The organism is Nocardioides sp. B129/18 (genome assembly GCF_055282735.1).
Window position 1 is genome coordinate 43,459 of record NZ_JBUZJI010000012.1, and the last position, 17,017, is coordinate 60,475.

Here is a 17,017-nt window from a genome sequence, read left to right on the forward strand (position 1 = left end):
CACGGATGCGGGGGTCTCGCGCGTTCGGTGCGCTCAGGACGGGACGGCGTCGCGCAGCACCCGCTTGAGCAGCTTGCCGGACTGGTTGCGCGGCAGCTCCTCGACGACGTGCACCCGCTTGGGCACCTTGAAGCCGGCGAGGCGGCCCTTGGCGTGGGCGATGAGCTCGGCCTCGGTCGCCTCGTGCTTGAGGACGACGAACGCCGTCACCGCCTCGATCCAGCGCGCGTCGGGCGTGCCGATCACCGCCACCTCGGCGACGGCGTCGTGGGCGTAGAGCGCGTCCTCGACCTCGCGGGAGGCCACCAGCACGCCGCCGGTGTTGATGACGTCCTTGATCCGGTCGACGACGGTGAGGTAGCCCTCGGCGTCGACCCGCACGAGGTCGCCGGAGTGGAACCAGCCGTCACGGAAGGCCTCCTCGGTCTCCTCGGGCTTGTCCCAGTAGCCCTCGCACAGCTGCGGCGAGCGGTAGACGACCTCGCCGACGCCGTCGGGCCCCACGACCGAGCCGTCCTCGGCGCGCACCTCGACCTCGACGAAGAGCACGGGGCGACCACACGAGTCCGGACGGGCGTCGTGCTCCTCGGGCAGCAGGACGGTGGCCAGCGGCCCGATCTCGGACTGCCCGAAGCAGTTGAAGACCGCCAGCCCGGGCATCGCCTCGCGCAGCCGCGCCAGCACCGGACCCGGCATGATCGACGCGCCGTAGTAGGCCTTCCGCAGCCCGGAGACGTCGCGGGCGGCGAAGTCCGGGTGGTTGGCCAGCGGCACCCACACCGTCGGCGCCAGGAACACCGACCCGACGCCGTCCTCCTCGATCGCCCGCAGCACCGCGGGGACGTCGGGCGCCTCCAGCAGCAGGTTCTCCGCGCCCAGCGCGAGGTAGGGCAGCAGGAAGACGTGCATCTGCGCGGAGTGGTAGAGCGGCATCGGGTGCAACGGTCGGTCGTCGGCGGCCAGCCGCAGCGCCACGATGCTGGAGAGGTACTCGTGGACGAACGCGCGGTGGGTCATCATCGCGCCCTTCGGCAGCGAGGTCGTGCCGGAGGTGTAGAGCAGCTGCACCAGCTCGGCGTCATCGACGGGCGGCTCGTCGGCCGGCAGCACGTCGTCCGGCACCGGACCGGACGTCGCGGTCTCGAGCAGCGAGCCGGGCTCGTCACGCAGCCCGACGACGACGGGCACCTCCAGCGCGGCGGCGTCGTAGGCGCCGCGCAGGGCCGGGTCGACGAGCACGGCGGCGCTGTCGGACTGCGTGACGAGGTAGCGCAGCTCCTCCCCGGTGAGCGCGTAGTTCACCGGCACGTGCACCAGGCCTGCCCGCGCGCAGCCGAGGAAGCCGAGCAGGTAGGCGTCGGAGTTGCGGCCGTACGCGGCCACGCGATCGCCGCGCTCGAGGCCCAGGGCGCGCAGATGGGCCGCCACGCGGGTGACGGCGTCGTCGAGCTCGCGGTAGGTCCACGAGCGCTCGGCGAAGCGCAGGGCCACCGCGTCAGGAGCGCGGGAGGCGCTGCGGGCCAGGACGCCGTCGACGGTGCTGGCGCGCAGATCGAGGGGACGGGTGCTGCTCACGGCGGACTCCTCCGAGACGGGTGTGCCTCCCGTCCTATCGCAGACCGCGCCCGACGGCACCCCCTCTGCGGTGCGGAGCCGCGCGGGCGGCCTCAGCGGCAGCGGTCGTCGACGGTGACGTAGCCCGAGCCGGGCACCACCGACGGCGTCTGCCAGACGCGCCTGAGGTCGGCGCCCTTCGGCGAGGTGCGCGGCAGCACGAAGCGCCAGCCGACGAGGACGTCCTTCGTGCCGGTGACCGACACCGGGACGATCGCGGCGGGCCGGCCGTTCCAGGTGGCCTCGCGCAGCTGGCCGGTGACGTCGCCCTGGTCGATCTCGACGCGGTCCAGCCTCGCGCCGCGCGGGCCGTAGAGGCCGATGACGACCCGCTGCGTGCCGGGCTTCACGCCGTGGCGCCCGGCTCCGGTGACGTAGGGCGCGAGCCGACGGCCCTGGGCGGCGCTGATCGTCTGGTGCACCCGGGTGAAGCCGGTGAGCGTGCGACGGCCGTCGACGCAGGCGAGCACCGCCGTGGTGGAGCGGCGCAGGTAGTAGGACATCTTCGAGCCGGTGCCGTCGTCGAAGGTGACGAGCGCGGCCGGGCCGCGGGCGCCGGTGAGGTCGGGGGTGATCTCGGCCCGGTCGAGGGCGCGCCGCGCGCTCGTGGTCAGGCCGATGACCCGCATGCGGTCCTCGCGGTCGGCGCGGGCCAGCCCGCCGATGACGTCGAGGATCGACTGCGGGCGCGTCGTGGCCTGGTCGAAGACCGCCTTGGTGGCCTCGCGGAACAGGCCGTCGGAGGCCGCGCCCAGCGTGGCGTAGGAGCGGGAGAGGAGCGTCGGGACGGCGTTCTGCTCGGTGAGGCGCGTGCCGCTCGGGAGCTCCACCGGGCCGGTGCCGCGCAGCAGGTAGGAGAGCCCGACGGTGTCGAGCTGCACGACGCCGTCGAGGCGCACGGGCGTCTGCCCCGGCCGGACGCTGCTCTGGCTGGCCTCCCACAGCGCGGCCTGGAGCCGGGCCGCGCGGGTGGCGTCGGGGGTGAAGGCGGTGTCGCGGAAGTCGGTGCCGAGCAGGTTCGTGTAGAGGGTCCGCTCGGCACCGGTGAGCGGCAGGATCGGCGTGGAGGGCTTCACCAGCACGCCGGAGCCGCCCTGCTCGTCGAGGGAGAGGCGGCCGTCCTGGGCGGTGAGCAGCGCCCACGAGCCCGGGAGGCCGTCGGTGGCGCGGGTCTCGGCGTTGTTGCCGACGACCAGCAGGTAGTGATGGGTGCCGCTGCCGCCGAGCAGCGTGGGCAGCACCTGGGCGGCCTGTGCGGCGGCGCCGGCGGTGCGGGCAGCCGAGCGCACCCGGTCGACGGCGTCGACGAGGTCGGCCGAGCCGGGTCCGCGCAGGTCGGCGGTGTCGACGTCGGCCACCTGCCGCGCGGCGATCTGGATGCCCCGGCTGAGGTCGTCGGTGGGCTCGCGCATCGTGCGGAGGGTCTCGACGTCGAGGCGGCGGGCCGTGAGCAGTCCGGGCAGGCGCGGGGCGACCTGCACCAGCGGGCGCACCGACGTCGTCGCGATCGTCTCCGAGGCCCGGGAGAGGTCGCGCAGCGCCGTCAGCTCGCCGCCGACGACGGGCAGGTGCGCGCCGATCGTCCACCACGGGCGCTCGGTGCGTCGCCGGGCGTCCTGGGCGGAGTCGACCATGACCTGGCCGGCCTGGCCCGCGGCGACGCCGTCGCCGAGCACCAGCGAGCGCCCGAGGACGTCGCTCGCGCGGTCGACCTGCCGCAGGTCGTGCGCGGTGCGGTAGACGTCGAGGGCGAAGAGGGCGCCCAGGAGCAGCACGACGCCGACGGCGCCACCTGCGAGGAGCAGGCGGCGACGTCGGCGTCGACGCTGGAAGGTGCGGCTGGGCTTGCGGACCCGGACGCGGACCCGCTCCACCGCGTCGTCGCGCGAGCCCTCAGCCGAGCCCCAGGAGTCCTCGGCGGGGCCGGGGAGCTCGGGGTCGGTCGGCATCGGAGGGCGCGCAGGAGCGAGCGGGTGCCGCGGGGTGGATCAGTGGGAGGCGGAGCGGCTGCGGCGCACCAGCACGGCGCCCAGCAGGGCCAGCAGCGCGGCGAGGACGATCGCCCACAGGCCGTACTCGGCACCGGTGTCGGGGAGCAGGCCGTTGGCGTCGTTCTCGTTGCCGACGCCGCCGTTGCCGTTGCCGTCGTTCTCGTTGCCCACGCCGCCGTCGCCCGGGTCGCTGGGCGTCGGGTCGCCCGGCGAGGGGACGTAGCTGTCGGTGTGGACCACCGAGGAGACGGACGCGGCGGAGGCCGGCACGAGGGCGGCGCCACCGAGGAGGACCACCGCAGCGAGCAGCGGCGCGACCAGCAGCGCGTGGACGCGAGCGGCACGGGTAGGACGGTTCACGGGTGACTCCTGGAGGTGGTTCGGCGCTGGGGAGCTCGTCCGCGATGGTCCGGACGAGCCGCGTAGAGGCCCAACGACCGAGACTGCCGGAGGTCACGCCCCAGCTGAAGCATAGGCCCCCGGGCACCTCCGCGGGTCGTCCGGTCCGCCGCGGCGCCGCCGAGACGGGACGATCGGCCCTGCCCTCGTCACCGACGGGAGGGGATGATGGGGAGGTGGCCGACCGCTCCCCCGTCCCCCGCTCGTCGACCGCGCCTCGCCGGCGCCACCTCATCGACCCGCAGAACCCACCTCCGCGCACGCCCGCGCGCGAGACGACGAAGGTCCAGCAGTGGGTGATGTCGGCGCTGGTCGTCACCACGATCCTCCACCTGTCGGCGGGCCTGACCATCGCGACGCTGTTCATCGCCGACGACCAGCGTCCCGCGCAGATCGGCCTCAACGTCATCAGCGGCGCCTTCGGCGTGATCGCCATCGCCGCGGGCTTCCTGATCCACCGGCGCAGCCCGCTGACGCCGTGGCTGGTGCTCGGGCTGATCCCCGGCGTCGTCGGCGTCGTGCTCGTGCTGCGCTGACCGGCGGCTGCACGAACCTGCGGGCGTCAGAGCCTTCCAGGGATGTGATCCGGGCCACTAGCGTCGCTGGCCTCGACCCCTGGTGAAAGCCCTACCGAAAGGCCCGACGATGCGCCTGCCCGCCTCCCTCCCCCACCTCCGACGGCGAGCCGTCGCCCCGATCGCGGCGCTCGCGCTCGCCGCGGGCGGCATGCTCGCCGGCGGCCTGACCCTCAGCCCGGCGCAGGCCGACGGCCCCGGGGTCGGGACGCCGTACGTCGTCTCGGTCGGCGACTCCTACATCTCCGGCGAGGCCGGCCGCTGGGCGGGCAGCTCGAACTCCTCCTCGGCCTACGCCGACGCCCTCGGCCCCACCGCCTACGACGACGTCGCCGGCGGCGAGTCGACGCCGCGCTGCCACCGCAGCAAGGCCGCGGAGGTCTTCATCGGCTCCGGCACCCTCGGCAAGAACCTCGCCTGCTCGGGCGCCAAGACGTCGACGTTCACCGACTCCGACGGCAACTTCAAGCCCGGCCTGGACTTCTACGACGACGGCGCCGGCCACGTCGGTCAGGCCAAGGCGCTCCAGCAGTTCGCCGCCACCCACAACGTCCGCATGGTCGCGGTCTCGATCGGCGGCAACGACTTCAACTTCGGCTCGGTCGTGCAGAGCTGCGTCGTCGACTTCCTGACCTCGCCCAGCTGGGCGAAGGACTACTGCAACGACGACTCCTCGGTCACGGCGAACTTCACCTCCGCCAACGTCTCGGCGGTCCGCGCCCGGATCTCGGCGGCCCTGGTGAACCTGCGCACCGCGATGCGCAACGCCGGGTACGCCGACGGCTCCTGGACGCTGCTGATGCAGAACTACCCCTCGCCAATCCCCTCGGCCAGCGGCCTGCGCTACTCCCAGAGCGGCTTCACCCGGCAGAGCACCGGCGGCTGCGGGTTCTGGGACGCCGACGCCAACTGGGCCAACGCCAGCGCCCTGCCGACGATCAACAGCACCGTCGCCGGAGCCGTCAGCGCCTCGGGCCTCACCAACACCCGCACCCTCGACCTCTCCGCGGCCTTCAACGGCCGTCGCCTCTGCGAGAGCGGGGTGGGCCTGTACGAGGAGAAGGGCCTGACGAGCTGGACGCAGGCCGGCGCGGTCGACCAGACCGAGTGGATCAACCAGATCCGCACCGTCACCACCGCCGGCTCCAGCCCGTACTACGTCCAGGAGTCGCTGCACCCGAACTACTGGGGCCAGCTGGCCGCGCGCAGCTGCGTGCGCCAGGCCTGGAACGCCGGCACGCCGCGCAGCGGCGCCTGCGCCATCGCCGGCACCGGCCTGGTGGGCGGCGAGCCGCGGATGACGCTGCGCTGAGCCCCCACCCCGGCGGGGTCCGCGTGCGGGAGACGTGACGCGGACCACCGCCGGGGTGATGATGGGTCCTCCGCGAGGGAGGGCGAGGCACCATGACGACGCAGCAGGCGGGATCCGGGGACCCGCTGCCGGTCTGGCTGCTCGACGCCTGCCCCGACGGCCTGTGGCTCATCGACGACGACGGCCGCACGCTGTGGGCCAACGCCGCCATGGCCGCGATGCTCGCCCGCCCCCTCGCCAGCCTGCCCGGGATGCTGGTCGACGAGGCGCTCGACGAGGCCGGACGCACGCAGTGGCGGCGGGTCCTGCCCGCGCTCCAGGACGGGCCCGAGCAGGAGGCCGACACCCTGGCCAACGCCGACTGCCTGCTCCAGCGTCCCGACGGCTCGACGCTGTGGACCCTGGTCAGCCGCACCCGGCTCCCCGCCGAGGCCACGGCCGCGGGCTGGGGCCGCTGGCTGCACCGGTTCACCCCCTACGACGAGCAGCACCGCACCCGCGCCCAGCTCGCGCAGGCCCAGCGCATCGCCCGCATCGGCTCGTGGACGTGGGACCTGCGCACCCAGGCGGTGCGCTGGTCGGAGGAGATGGGCGCCCTGCTCTCCAGCGGCCCGCCCCGCACCGGCCTGGTCATGGACGACTTCCTCGAGCTCATCCACCCCGAGGACCGCGCCCTGGTCACCGACGCCGTCGGGCCGGTGCTCGCCGGCGAGGCGACGTCGTTCACCTGGGAGGCCCGGGCGATCGTCGGCGACGAGGTGCGCTGGATGCGCGGCATGGGCCGCGTCGAGCTCGACGCCGCCGGGGAGCCGACGGTGCTCACCGGCACCACCCAGGACATCACGGCCCTGCGCCAGGCGCTCGACGCCACCGAGGACGCGCTGTGGGGCATGGAGATGCTCCAGCGCATCGCCTCGGCCGCCAACCGCGCCACCGACCTCGCGGTGGCGGTGCGGCTGACCGCCGAGCAGATCCGCTCGCACAGCCCCTGGCAGCCGGTGGTGCTGCACGAGATCGACGACGACGGCGTCGTGCGCACGCGTCCGGCCTTCGACGAGGTGCCGCCGGTGCCCGCCGATCCCTCGCTCACCCGGCTCGCCGCCGAGACCGGCAGCCCCCAGCAGCAGCCCGTCGAGACGCCCGCGGGCACGCGGGCGCTGGTCGCGCTGCCGGTGCAGGCCGGCGGACGCACCGTCGCGGTCGTGCAGATGCTCTCCGACCTCGATCGTCTCCCGCCCACCGTCCACCGCCTGCTCGAGCACGGCACCTCGCAGCTGAGCGTCGTCGCCGAGCGCGAGCGGGTGGCACGTGAGCTGGCGGTCGCGCGCGATCGCGCCGAGGAGGCCTCGCGGCTGAAGTCGGAGTTCGTCGCGACGATGAGCCACGAGATCCGCACCCCGCTCAACGGCGTCATCGGGCTCAACGAGCTGCTGCTGCGCACCGCGCTCGACGCTCGCCAGCACGGGCTGGCCGAGGGCGTGCGCGACGCCGGCCGCTCGCTGCTCGCGATCGTCGACGACATCCTCGACCTCTCCAAGATCGAGGCCGGCCACCTCGCGCTCGAGGACGTCGACGTCGACCTCCCGGCGGTGCTCTCCCGCTCCGTCGGCCTCGTGAGCGCGGCGGCCTCCGCCCGAGGCCTGAGCCTGGAGACCTCGCTCGACCCCGCCCTGCCGAGCCGCCTGCGCGGCGACCCGACCCGCCTGGGCCAGGTCGTCTCGAACCTGCTCTCCAACGCGGTGAAGTTCACCGAGCACGGCGGCGTGCGCGTCGAGACCGCCCTCGGCCGCGACGACGACGGCCCCCGGCTCCTCGTCCGGGTGCACGACACCGGGAGCGGACTGTCGACGGAGTCGCTGGAGGAGATCTTCGACGCCTTCACCCAGGCCGACCTCTCCACCACCCGCCGGCACGGCGGCACCGGCCTCGGCCTGGCCATCTCCCGACGGCTCGCCGAGGCCATGGGCGGCACCCTGACGGCGACCTCGCGCCCCGGGACGGGCAGCGTCTTCACCCTCGACGTGCCGCTGCAGCCCACCGAGGACCCCGCCCCCGACTCCGGGGACGAGCCGGCCGGGGCGGGCGGGTCGGGCGCGAAGGTGTCGGGGCGCGTGCTCGTCGTCGAGGACAACCCGGTCAACCAGCTGGTGGCCAGCGGCCTGCTGGAGTCCTTCGGCCTGCACGCCGACGCCGTCGACGACGGCGCCACCGCGCTGGCCCGCCTGGGTCGGGGCCACGACTACGCGCTCGTGCTGATGGACGTGCGGATGCCCGGCCTCGACGGCTTCGACGTCACCCGCGCCGTGCGCGCCGCCGAGCAGGACCTCAGCCGCGGACGGCGTCGCGCCGCGCGGGTGCCGATCGTCGCCGTCACGGCCTCGGCGCTCGCGGGCGAGCGCGAGCGCTGCCTGGCCGCGGGCATGGACGACTTCCTCACCAAGCCCGTCGACGTCCGCGCGCTCGAGCAGGTGCTCGCCCGGTGGCTCGGCGTGCGCCGACCGCCCGGCGCGCCGACCACCCCGGCAGCCACCCCTGCGGCGAGCGCCGACCCCGAGACCGGCCCCGAGACCGGCCCCGATACCGGCCCCGATACCGGCCCCGCGGCCGAGCCCGTCATCGACCCCGTCCGCCGGGCCGAGCTCGAGGAGCTGGTCAAGGACGGCGTCGACTTCTTCGTGCGCACGGCGCGCTCGTTCCTCGAGCGGCTCGACCCGGAGGCCGAGGCGGTCGTGGCGGCCGCGCGCGCCGAGGACGCGACGGCCCTGCAGGACGCCGCGCACCGCCTCAAGGGCAGTGCGCTCAACCTCGGCCTGCCCGCGCTGGGCGGCGTGCTGGCACGCCTCGAGGCACTGGGGCGCACCGGAGGGTGCGCCTCGGCGCAGGACCTGCTCGGAGCGCTCGAGGCCGAGGCCACGCGCGCCCGCCAGGCGTTGCGTCAGGCGCTGGACGGAGCAGCGGGTCCGGGGTGACCCGGGCCTGCGACTCGGCTCAGCGAGCCTCGGCGACGCTCAGCGACGCTCAGCGACGCAGCAGGGTGAGGTGATAAGACCCGCGGTGCGGGTCAATCGCGCGATCGATCGGCGTAGTCCGACCAGTCGTCCTGGTCGGTCTGGTCGTCGTCGTTCGTCGTCGGCTCGCCATGCAGCTCTCGTGCCAGCGCCCCGAAGTCCGTCTCGTGAGAGCGGTACTTGAGGTCGCGGGCGACCTTCGTCTGCTTGGCCTTAGCTCGGCCGCGCCCCATAGGGTCAGCCCCCTCGCACGCTTGGCCGGGGCACTGTGGCTCCCGGGCTCACCTGAGTCTTCTCGTGGGCGCAACAGTACCTGCTCGACGCCTGTTCCCGCACACCAGCCCGGAGAATCGGGGCCGTGGCGTGCGGCACCCGCCTCACCAGCCGGGGTGCTGACCCGTCAGGGTGACCCGGCCCTCGCCCGCGCCCACCTCACCGGCGACCCAGGCGTCGATGCCGTGGCCCGCGAGCACCTCGACGGCGGCGTCGACGTCGTCGGCCGGCAGCAGCGCGACCATGCCGACGCCGCAGTTGAGGGTGGCCTCGAGGTCGGCCTGCTCCAGGGCGCCGACGCGACGGACGACGTCGAAGATCGGCTGGGGCGTCCAGGTGCCGCGATCGAGGGTGGCGCCGAGCTCCTCGGGCATGACCCGCTCGAGGTTCGCGGCCAGGCCGCCGCCGGTGATGTGGGCCATCGCGTGGACGCCGGTGCGGTCGGCCAGCTCCAGGCAGGCCTTGGCGTAGATGCGGGTCGGCTCCAGCAGCTCCTCGCCCAGCGCGCGGCCGAGCTCGTCGACGTGGCGGTCCAGCGCCCAGCCGGCCTGGTTCAGCAGCACGTGACGCACCAGGGAGTAGCCGTTGGAGTGCAGGCCGCTGGCGGCCATCGCGAGGACGACGTCGCCGGGACGCACGCGGCCGGGGCCGAGCAGGCGGTCGGCCTCGACGACGCCCGTGGTGGCGCCCGCGACGTCGTACTCGTCGGGCGCGAGGAGGCCCGGGTGCTCGGCGGTCTCGCCGCCGACGAGGGCGCAGCCGGCCAGCACGCAGCCCTCGGCGATGCCCTTGACGATCGCGGCGATCCGCTCGGGGACGACCCGGCCGGTGGCGATGTAGTCGGTCATGAACAGCGGCTCGGCACCGCAGACCACGAGGTCGTCGACGACCATGCCGACGAGGTCGTGGCCGATGGTGTCGTGGACGTCCATCGCCTGCGCGATCGCGACCTTGGTGCCGACGCCGTCGGTGGAGGTGGCCAGCAGGGGCCGGCTGTAGCGGGTGAGCGCGGAGGCGTCGAAGAGGCCCGCGAAGCCGCCGAGGCCGCCGATCATCTCCGGGCGCTTGGCCTTGTCGACCCACACCTTCATCAGCTCGATGGCCTTGTCGGCGGCCTCGATGTCGACGCCCGCCTGGGCGTAGGCGTTCGGGGCGGTCGGCTGCTGCTCGGACACGCTTCTCCTACGGGTTGTTGAGCACGGGCAGGGCCTTGCCCGCGGTGGGGGACTGCAGCGTGACCTCGAGGAGGTGCTTGCCGAGCAGGGACTCGTCGGGCAGGGCCACGGGGTACTCGCCGGTGAAGCACGCCTGGCAGAGGCGGTCGGCGGTCTGGCCGGTGGCCTCGATCATGCCCTCGAGCGAGATGTAGCCGAGGCTGTCGGCGCCGACGCTCGCGGCGATCTCGTCGACGTCGAGGCCGTTGGCGATCAGCTCGGCGCGGGTGGCGAAGTCGATGCCGTAGAAGCAGGGCCACTTCACCGGCGGCGAGGAGATGCGCACGTGCACCTCCAGCGCGCCGGCCTCGCGCAGCATCCGCACCTGGGCGCGCTGGGTGTTGCCGCGGACGATGGAGTCGTCGACGACGACGATCCGCTTGCCGCGCACCATGTGCTCGAGGGCGTTGAGCTTGAGCCGGATGCCGAGCTGGCGCAGCGTCTGGCTGGGCTGGATGAAGGTGCGGCCGACGTAGGCGTTCTTCACGAAGCCCTGGCCGAAGGGGATGCCGGACTCCTCGGCGTAGCCGGCGGCGGCCGGGGTGCCCGACTCCGGCACCGGCATGACGAGGTCGGCCTCGACGGGGAACTGGCGGGCCAGCTCGCGCCCCATCTCGACGCGGGCCTGGTGCACGTTGCGACCGGCGATGGTCGCGTCGGGCCGGGCGAGGTAGACGTACTCGAAGACGCAGCCCTTGCGCGCGGGCTCGGCGAATCGGTGCGAGCGCAGGCCCTGCTCGTCGATGACGAGCATCTCGCCCGGCTCGACCTCGCGGACGACGCTGGCGCCGACGGTGGCCAGGGCGGCGTCCTCGGAGGCGATGACCCAGCCGGAGTCGAGGCGGCCCAGCACCAGCGGGCGGATGCCCTGGGGGTCGCGCGCGGCGTAGAGGGTGCCCTCGTTCATCCACACGAAGCAGAAGGCGCCGCGCAGCATCGGCAGCACCTCCAGCGCCCGCTCCTCCAGGGAGACGTCGGGGTGGTGGGCCAGCAGGGCGGTGACCAGGCCGGTGTCGTTGGTGGACGACTCCTGCGGCCGGGTGTGGATGTCGAGCTCGTCCTCCGGCCCCGGGAGGGCGTCGACGAGCTCGCGCAGCTCGTGGGTGTTGATGAGGTTGCCGTTGTGGCCCAGCGCGATCGAGCCGTCGGCGGTGGGCCGGAAGGTCGGCTGCGCGTTCTGCCAGGTGCTCGCGCCGGTGGTGGAGTAGCGCGAGTGGCCGATGGCCAGGTGGCCCTGGAGGGAGTCGAGCGTCGACTCGTCGAAGACCTGGGAGACCAGTCCCATGTCCTTGTAGACGAGGATCTGCCGGCCGTTGCTGACGGCGATGCCGGCGGACTCCTGGCCCCGGTGCTGGAGCGCGTAGAGACCGAAGTAGGTCAGCTTCGCGACGTCCTCCCCCGGGGCCCAGACGCCGAAGACGCCACAGGCGTCCTGGGGGCCCTGATCGTGCGGGTCGAGCGCGGCGGTCAGACGACCGTCCCCGCCCCTACGTCGGCTCTCGGCGGCGGGCACGCGCCCATCGTACGGCGCCACCCACCGGCGTTGCGAATAACGCCGACACCGCGGACACCGGTCCCGTACGTTCGAACCTGCCCCCGTTCCCGTCCCCGCGGAGTCCCCCATGGCCGAGCGCGCCCGCGCCCTGCTGCGCTCGCTCGCGGATGACGCCGCCCGGAGGGCCCCCTCGCGGGCCAATCTCGACGCCGCCGCGCAGGCCCTCGCGCAGGCCACGGGCTCCGAGCACGTCGAGATCGCCCTGGCGCGGATCACCGAGGAGTACGAGGTCGTCGCGACCCATCCGCCGCGTCGCGGCACCGGACGCCACCTGCCGGCCGTCGTCGCGGAGGCCGAGGGCCTGGTGCACCGCGACCCCGACGGCCGGGTGCGCGCGCGGCTGCTCTGGGACGGCCCGCGCACGCCTCCCGACGACGTGCTGGAGGGCGTCCTCGAGCGGGTGCTGGCCATCGACGCCGACCTGCGGCTGCAGCACGCCGTCGAGCTCGCGGAGTCCGGACGCGTCCGGGTGCGCCGCGCCATCGCCCAGCACGACCCTGCGGCGGTCGTGACGGCGGCGGCCGGCGCGCTGCGCGAGCACCTCGACGCCGACCTCGTCTACGTCCGCACCTCCGAGCCCGACCTCGCCGCCGTGCGCGGCAGCGACCCCGACCGTCCCGAGAGCCACCCCGACCTCGAGGCGATGGCCGGCCTGGCGCTGCGGGTGGCCGCGTCGTGCTGGGAGGACGGCCGGGCCTTCGTGCTCTCCGAGGAGCGCACGGTGCCCCTGGACGTCTCCGCCGAGCGGCGCTCGATCGTCCTCGACCTCCTGCGCGGCATCGGGCTCGACGCCATGCTGCTGGTGCCGGTGGGCCGCGGCGAGCAGTGCCTGGGCTGCGTGGTGCTGCTGCGCGGCAGCGGGCGTCCGGAGTGGACCGAGGTCGAGATCCGCACCGCCCTCGAGCTGGGCCGCGACGTCGGCGCCGCCCTCCACCTGGCAGGCCTCTTCGCCACCGAGCGCCGCCAGGCCCGCGAGCGCGAGCGCATCGTCAGCACCATGGCCCACGAGCTCAAGACCCCGCTGACCGCCGTGCTCGGCTACGTCGAGCTCACCGAGGAGCTCGCCGCCGAGGCTCCCCCGGCCCTGGCCGCCGCCCTCGCCGCGCCGCTGGCGGGCCTCGGCGAGGCCGGCCAGCGCATCGAGGGCATCGTGGCCGACCTGCTGCTGCTGGCCCGCAGCAGCGCCGACGTCCCGCTCCCCCGCGACCGGGCCGACCTGGCGGCCTGCGTGCGCACCGCCGTCGCGCGGGTGGCGTCGACCGCCGGGGCCGGCGACGTCACCCTCACCACGACGCTGCCCGACCACCCCGTGACCGTGCGGGCGGAGACGACGGCGCTCACCCGCATCGTCGGCAACCTGGTCGACAACGCCGTGCGCTTCGGCGACCCCGGGCACGACGTCGAGGTGCTCGTCGAGCAGACGTCCGGGGGCGCCGGGGCGCCGGTGCTGCTGCGGATCTCCGACTCCGGCTGGGGCATCACGCCCGAGGACCAGGCCCGCCTGTTCACCGCCTTCAGCCGCGCCGACGACCCCCGCGTGCGCGCCCGCCCCGGCGCCGGGCTCGGCCTGGCCACCGTCGCCCGGCTCGTCGAGCGCCTCGACGGACGCGTCTCCCTGCGCTCGCGGCCCGGCGAGGGCACGGTCGTCGAGGTCTACCTGCCGGCCGGAGCCACCGGGGAGCCGCGATGACCACCGTGCACGAGGGCCTCGCGCACTCGGGCCCGCACCACGCGAGCACCGACCGCCGCCCCGATCTGCGCGAGCTGCGGGAGGCCGTGGAGCCGATCCTCGACGGCCTGGCGACGGCGTCCGGCTTCGGCATCGCGACGCTGGTGCTCCTGCGCGGGGGCGAGAGCGAGGTCGTCGCCGTCGGGGGCCCCGCCCCGGGCGCGGCGCAGGTGCGCGGTCACCTGGCGCCGGCCAGCGCGATCGACGCCCTCCTCGACCGGGCGGACGCCTGGGGCGCCCTGCGGTTCGTCCCCCACGAGCGCAGCGCCGACGCCGAGGACGCCGTGTGGGTCACCGAGCCCGCGGTGCAGGCCCCCGAGGACGCCCCAGAGGACGTCCCCGGGGCCCCGGACGTCCCGGAGGCCCCGGAGGACGCCTGGCAGCCGCGCGACCTGCTGATGCTGCCCCTGGCGCCCCGTGGCCCGCTGCTCGGCCTGCTCTCCCTCGACCTCCCGGTGGACGGCCTGCGTCCCGCAGCCCCGCGTCGCGCGGAGCTCGCGGCCACGGTCGAGGCCGCGGGCGGCGCCATCGAGGCGGTGCTCGAGCGGTTCCGGCTGCGGCAGCGGGCGGCCCTGGCCCGCGACGCCGGCCGCCTGGCGCGCGAGGCGGCCGCCGAGGTCGATCCGCAGCGGCTCGTCGACGCGGCGTCCACGCGCCTGCGCACGATGCTGGCGGGCACCGACTGCGTCATCGTGCTGCACGAGGTGCCCGAGATCTCCACCCGCACGCCCGATCCGACCCTGGCGCACCTCGCCGAGCGGGTCTCCCGGGAGGCGTGGGCCACCGGTCGGGTCGCGCTCATCGGGGCCCGGAGCGCCAGCAACGCCCTCACCAGCGGCGAGGAGCTCGAGGTGATCCGCGATCGCCTGCGGCTCGCCGGACGCGCGAGCGTGCTCCTCGCCCCCATCGGCGCCGGCCCCGAGTGCCTCGGGCGCATCACGCTGCGGCGCGGCGAGGACGGCCCGGAGTGGACCGCCGACGAGATCGCCACCGTCCGCCACCTCGGCGAGGAGCTCGGCCGGGCCGTGCTCACCGGGCGCGCGTACCGGCGCGAGCACGAGCTCGTCGAGTACCGCACCCGGCTGGTCACGGCCGTCGGCCGCGAGCTGCGGCAGCCGGTGGCGGCGATGCTCGAGCACCTCGCCGGCCTCCAGGAGGCCCTCGACGGCAGTGAGATCGAGGTCGCCGCCGGGGCGCCCTCCGACGCCGTCGGCGCGCAGATCGCCGGCACCGCGGCCCGGATCAGCCGGGCCGCGCAGCGCCTCTCGGGCATCGTCACCGACCTCATCAGCCTGGGCCTCATCGGCGAGGCCGACGCCCCGCCGCCGACCGCCCTGGTCGACCTGCGCCAGGCCGGTCACGCCGCCGTCGACCTGATGGCCATCCGTGCGCTGCGCGGCGGCGTCGAGCTGCGCGAGCGCTACGACGGCGAGCTGTGGACGCGTGGCGACGCCGGCGAGCTCGAGCGGGCGATGATCAACCTCGTCGGCAACGCCGTGAAGTACACCGGCCCCGGCGGTCGCGTCGACGTCGAGGCGACCCGCCGCGGCGAGGAGATCGTGCTCGAGGTCCGCGACACCGGCATCGGGCTGGCCCCCGAGGACGTCGAGCGGCTCTTCGAGGAGTTCTTCCGCAGCGAGAACCCCGAGGCCCGCACCCGGGAGGGCACGGGCCTCGGCCTCGCGATCGTGCGCCGCATCGTCGAGCGCCACGGCGGGCGGATCGAGGTGGAGTCGGTCCTCGGGGAGGGCTCGACGCTGCGGGTCGTGCTGCCGGCTACGACGCCGGACGACCCAGGTTCCGGAGCATGAGCGCCTCGGCGACGAGCACCCGCTCGAGCTCGGCGAGGTGCAGCCCCTCGTTGGCGCCGTGGGCGCGGGTGTCGGGGTCCTCGACGCCGGTGACCAGCACGCTGGCCTCGGGGAAGGTCTCGAGGAACTCGGCGATGAACGGGATCGAGCCGCCGACGCCCATGTCGACCGGCTCGGTGCCGTCCCAGGCCTCGGCGAAGGCGCTGCGCGCGGCGTCGTAGGCCGGGCCGGTGGCGTCGATGCTGGTGGCCTCGCCGGCGTCGACGAGCGTGGTGGTGAGGGTGGCGCCCCAGGCGACGTGCTTCTCCAGGTGCGCCTGGAGGCAGGCCAGCGCGTTCTCGGCGGTGTCGCCGGGAGCGATGCGCATCGAGAGGCGGGCGCGCGCCGCCGGCACGAGGGTGTTCGAGGCGCCGTCGACCTTCGGGGCGTCCAGGCCGGTGACCGAGAGGGCCGGCTTGGTCCACAGCCGCTCGACGACCGGGCCCGAGCCGATCCACTCGACGCCGGGCGCTGCGCCGGACTCCGCGCGCAGCCGCTCCTCGGGGTACTCGACGTCGGCCGCCGGACCCGCGTGCAGCCCCGCGACGGCCAGGTTGCCCTCGTCGTCGTGGAGGGTGGCGATCAGGCGCGCGAGGGTCATGAGGGAGTCGGGCACCAGGCCGCCCCACATGCCGGAGTGGACGGCGTGGCTGAGGGTGCGGACCTCGACGTCGAGGCGCACCAGCCCGCGGAGGCTGGTGGTGAGCGCGGGGACGCCGATGTCCCAGTTGCCGGAGTCGGCGATGACGATGACGTCGGCGCGCAGGCGCTCGCGGTGGGCGGCCAGCAGCGCCGGCAGGGTCTCCGAGCCGACCTCCTCCTCGCCCTCGATGAACAGCGTGACGCCGACCGGCAGGTCGTCGCCGAAGATCCGCAGCGCGGCGAGGTGGGCGATGATGCCGGCCTTGTCGTCGGCCGCGCCGCGGGCGTAGAGCCGGTCGCCGCGCTCGGTGGGCTCGAAGGGCGGGGAGTCCCAGTCGGCGTGGTCGTTCTCGGGCTGGACGTCGTGGTGGGCGTAGAGCAGCACCGTCGGCGCGCCCTCGGGTCCGGCCTTGTGGGCGATGACGGCGGGGGCGCCGTGCTCGCCGTCGCGGACGATCTCGACCGAGCAGCCCTCGGCCTCGAGGAGCCGCGCGACCGCCTCGGCGCTGCGCTGCACCTCCCCGGCCCGGGCGGGGTCGGCGCTGACCGACTCGATGCGGATGAGGTCCTCGAGGTCGCGGCGCAGGCCCGGGAGCAGGGTGGTGACCCGGGCGCGCACGTCGTCGCTGGTGAGCGTCATGGGGCCACCGTAGTCGGGCCCCGGAGGTGCTCAGCGCAGGCGGGGGCGGAGGTCGACGTCCTCCCAGCTCCAGTCGACCGAGCGGGCGCGGACGACCCTGCGCGAGTGCTGCTCCACGTGCGGGCAGGCATCTCCGTAGAGCCGTCGGCAACGGCGGGTGCGGCGCTGCTTGCGCCAGGCGTGACCGAGGCTCATGAGACCATCGTGGGGGGGGG

At 74.9% G+C, this 17,017-nt stretch carries 13 protein-coding genes; 5 read left to right on the forward strand and 8 right to left on the reverse strand.

From position 1 onward, the window contains the following. Positions 1 to 33 precede the first annotated feature (33 nt). From ACZDWJ_RS10690 to ACZDWJ_RS10700, 3 genes are all read right to left on the reverse strand, one after another. Positions 34 to 1,575, reverse strand: a complete 1,542-nt coding sequence (locus ACZDWJ_RS10690) for a fatty acyl-CoA synthetase (protein WP_463520938.1) — start codon at positions 1,573 to 1,575, stop codon at positions 34 to 36. A gap of 92 nt (positions 1,576 to 1,667) precedes the next feature. After that, complete coding sequence (locus ACZDWJ_RS10695; protein WP_463520939.1) at positions 1,668 to 3,563, reverse strand: DUF4012 domain-containing protein; 1,896 nt, start codon at positions 3,561 to 3,563, stop codon at positions 1,668 to 1,670. Positions 3,564 to 3,602: 39 nt separating this feature from the next. Beyond that, positions 3,603 to 3,965 carry an LPXTG cell wall anchor domain-containing protein gene (locus ACZDWJ_RS10700; protein ID WP_463520940.1) on the reverse strand — a complete coding sequence of 121 codons (363 nt, stop codon included), beginning with the start codon at positions 3,963 to 3,965 and terminating at the stop codon, positions 3,603 to 3,605. 215 nt (positions 3,966 to 4,180) lie between these two features. On the opposite strand from ACZDWJ_RS10700, the gene ACZDWJ_RS10705 reads away from it, so the two are divergent. The 3 genes from ACZDWJ_RS10705 to ACZDWJ_RS10715 all read left to right on the forward strand — a co-directional run bounded on the left by ACZDWJ_RS10705 (position 4,181) and on the right by ACZDWJ_RS10715 (position 8,860). Continuing rightward, positions 4,181 to 4,540 (forward strand): hypothetical protein, encoded by a 360-nt coding sequence (locus ACZDWJ_RS10705; protein WP_463520941.1) that lies wholly within the window; start codon positions 4,181 to 4,183, stop codon positions 4,538 to 4,540. A 109-nt stretch (positions 4,541 to 4,649) separates the two neighbouring features. Then, the gene (locus tag ACZDWJ_RS10710; RefSeq protein ID WP_463520942.1) at positions 4,650 to 5,891 is read left to right on the forward strand and encodes an SGNH/GDSL hydrolase family protein; all 1,242 of its coding nucleotides are present in this window, start codon (positions 4,650 to 4,652) and stop codon (positions 5,889 to 5,891) included. A 92-nt stretch (positions 5,892 to 5,983) separates the two neighbouring features. Beyond that, entirely contained in the window at positions 5,984 to 8,860 is a 2,877-nt protein-coding gene (locus ACZDWJ_RS10715; protein WP_463520943.1) for an ATP-binding protein, read from the forward strand. Between the two features lie 92 nt (positions 8,861 to 8,952). Here the strand turns inward: ACZDWJ_RS10715 and ACZDWJ_RS10720 are convergent, their stop codons facing one another. The 3 genes from ACZDWJ_RS10720 to purF form a co-directional block, all read right to left on the reverse strand. Next, a complete protein-coding gene (locus ACZDWJ_RS10720) occupies positions 8,953 to 9,132 on the reverse strand; it encodes a DUF3073 domain-containing protein (protein WP_463520944.1) in 180 nt (59 codons plus the stop codon). Between the two features lie 144 nt (positions 9,133 to 9,276). After that, positions 9,277 to 10,347 carry a phosphoribosylformylglycinamidine cyclo-ligase gene (gene purM / locus ACZDWJ_RS10725; protein WP_463520945.1) on the reverse strand — a complete coding sequence of 357 codons (1,071 nt, stop codon included), beginning with the start codon at positions 10,345 to 10,347 and terminating at the stop codon, positions 9,277 to 9,279. A gap of 7 nt (positions 10,348 to 10,354) precedes the next feature. After that, positions 10,355 to 11,899 carry an amidophosphoribosyltransferase gene (gene purF / locus ACZDWJ_RS10730; protein WP_463520946.1) on the reverse strand — a complete coding sequence of 515 codons (1,545 nt, stop codon included), beginning with the start codon at positions 11,897 to 11,899 and terminating at the stop codon, positions 10,355 to 10,357. Between the two features lie 109 nt (positions 11,900 to 12,008). Between purF and ACZDWJ_RS10735 the strand changes: the two genes are divergently transcribed. Both ACZDWJ_RS10735 and ACZDWJ_RS10740 read left to right on the forward strand, forming a co-directional pair. Next, on the forward strand, positions 12,009 to 13,631 hold the full coding sequence (locus tag ACZDWJ_RS10735; protein WP_463520947.1) for a sensor histidine kinase: 1,623 nt from the start codon (positions 12,009 to 12,011) through the stop codon (positions 13,629 to 13,631). After that, positions 13,628 to 15,481 (forward strand): ATP-binding protein, encoded by a 1,854-nt coding sequence (locus ACZDWJ_RS10740; protein ID WP_463520948.1) that lies wholly within the window; start codon positions 13,628 to 13,630, stop codon positions 15,479 to 15,481. The genes ACZDWJ_RS10735 and ACZDWJ_RS10740 overlap by 4 nt, the downstream gene beginning before the upstream one ends. On the opposite strand, the gene ACZDWJ_RS10745 is transcribed toward ACZDWJ_RS10740, so the two are convergent. Next, on the reverse strand, positions 15,447 to 16,802 hold the full coding sequence (locus tag ACZDWJ_RS10745) for a M20/M25/M40 family metallo-hydrolase (RefSeq protein WP_463520949.1): 1,356 nt from the start codon (positions 16,800 to 16,802) through the stop codon (positions 15,447 to 15,449). The genes ACZDWJ_RS10740 and ACZDWJ_RS10745 overlap by 35 nt on opposite strands. A 30-nt stretch (positions 16,803 to 16,832) precedes the next feature. Next, positions 16,833 to 16,997, reverse strand: coding sequence for a hypothetical protein (locus tag ACZDWJ_RS10750; protein ID WP_463520950.1), 165 nt, complete (start codon positions 16,995 to 16,997; stop codon positions 16,833 to 16,835). Between the last annotated feature and the right edge of the window lie 20 nt (positions 16,998 to 17,017).

Bases quoted from the DNA above. Each gene is read 5' to 3' on its own strand.
- ACZDWJ_RS10750 (WP_463520950.1), bottom strand. From the start codon at position 16,997: ATGAGCCTCGGTCACGCCTGGCGCAAGCAGCGCCGCACCCGCCGTTGC.
- ACZDWJ_RS10740 (WP_463520948.1), top strand. From the start codon at position 13,628: ATGACCACCGTGCACGAGGGCCTCGCGCACTCGGGCCCGCACCACGCG.
- ACZDWJ_RS10695 (WP_463520939.1), bottom strand. From the start codon at position 3,563: ATGCCGACCGACCCCGAGCTCCCCGGCCCCGCCGAGGACTCCTGGGGC.
- ACZDWJ_RS10745 (WP_463520949.1), bottom strand. From the start codon at position 16,802: ATGACGCTCACCAGCGACGACGTGCGCGCCCGGGTCACCACCCTGCTC.
- ACZDWJ_RS10710 (WP_463520942.1), top strand. From the start codon at position 4,650: ATGCGCCTGCCCGCCTCCCTCCCCCACCTCCGACGGCGAGCCGTCGCC.
- ACZDWJ_RS10715 (WP_463520943.1), top strand. From the start codon at position 5,984: ATGACGACGCAGCAGGCGGGATCCGGGGACCCGCTGCCGGTCTGGCTG.
- ACZDWJ_RS10735 (WP_463520947.1), top strand. From the start codon at position 12,009: ATGGCCGAGCGCGCCCGCGCCCTGCTGCGCTCGCTCGCGGATGACGCC.
- ACZDWJ_RS10720 (WP_463520944.1), bottom strand. From the start codon at position 9,132: ATGGGGCGCGGCCGAGCTAAGGCCAAGCAGACGAAGGTCGCCCGCGAC.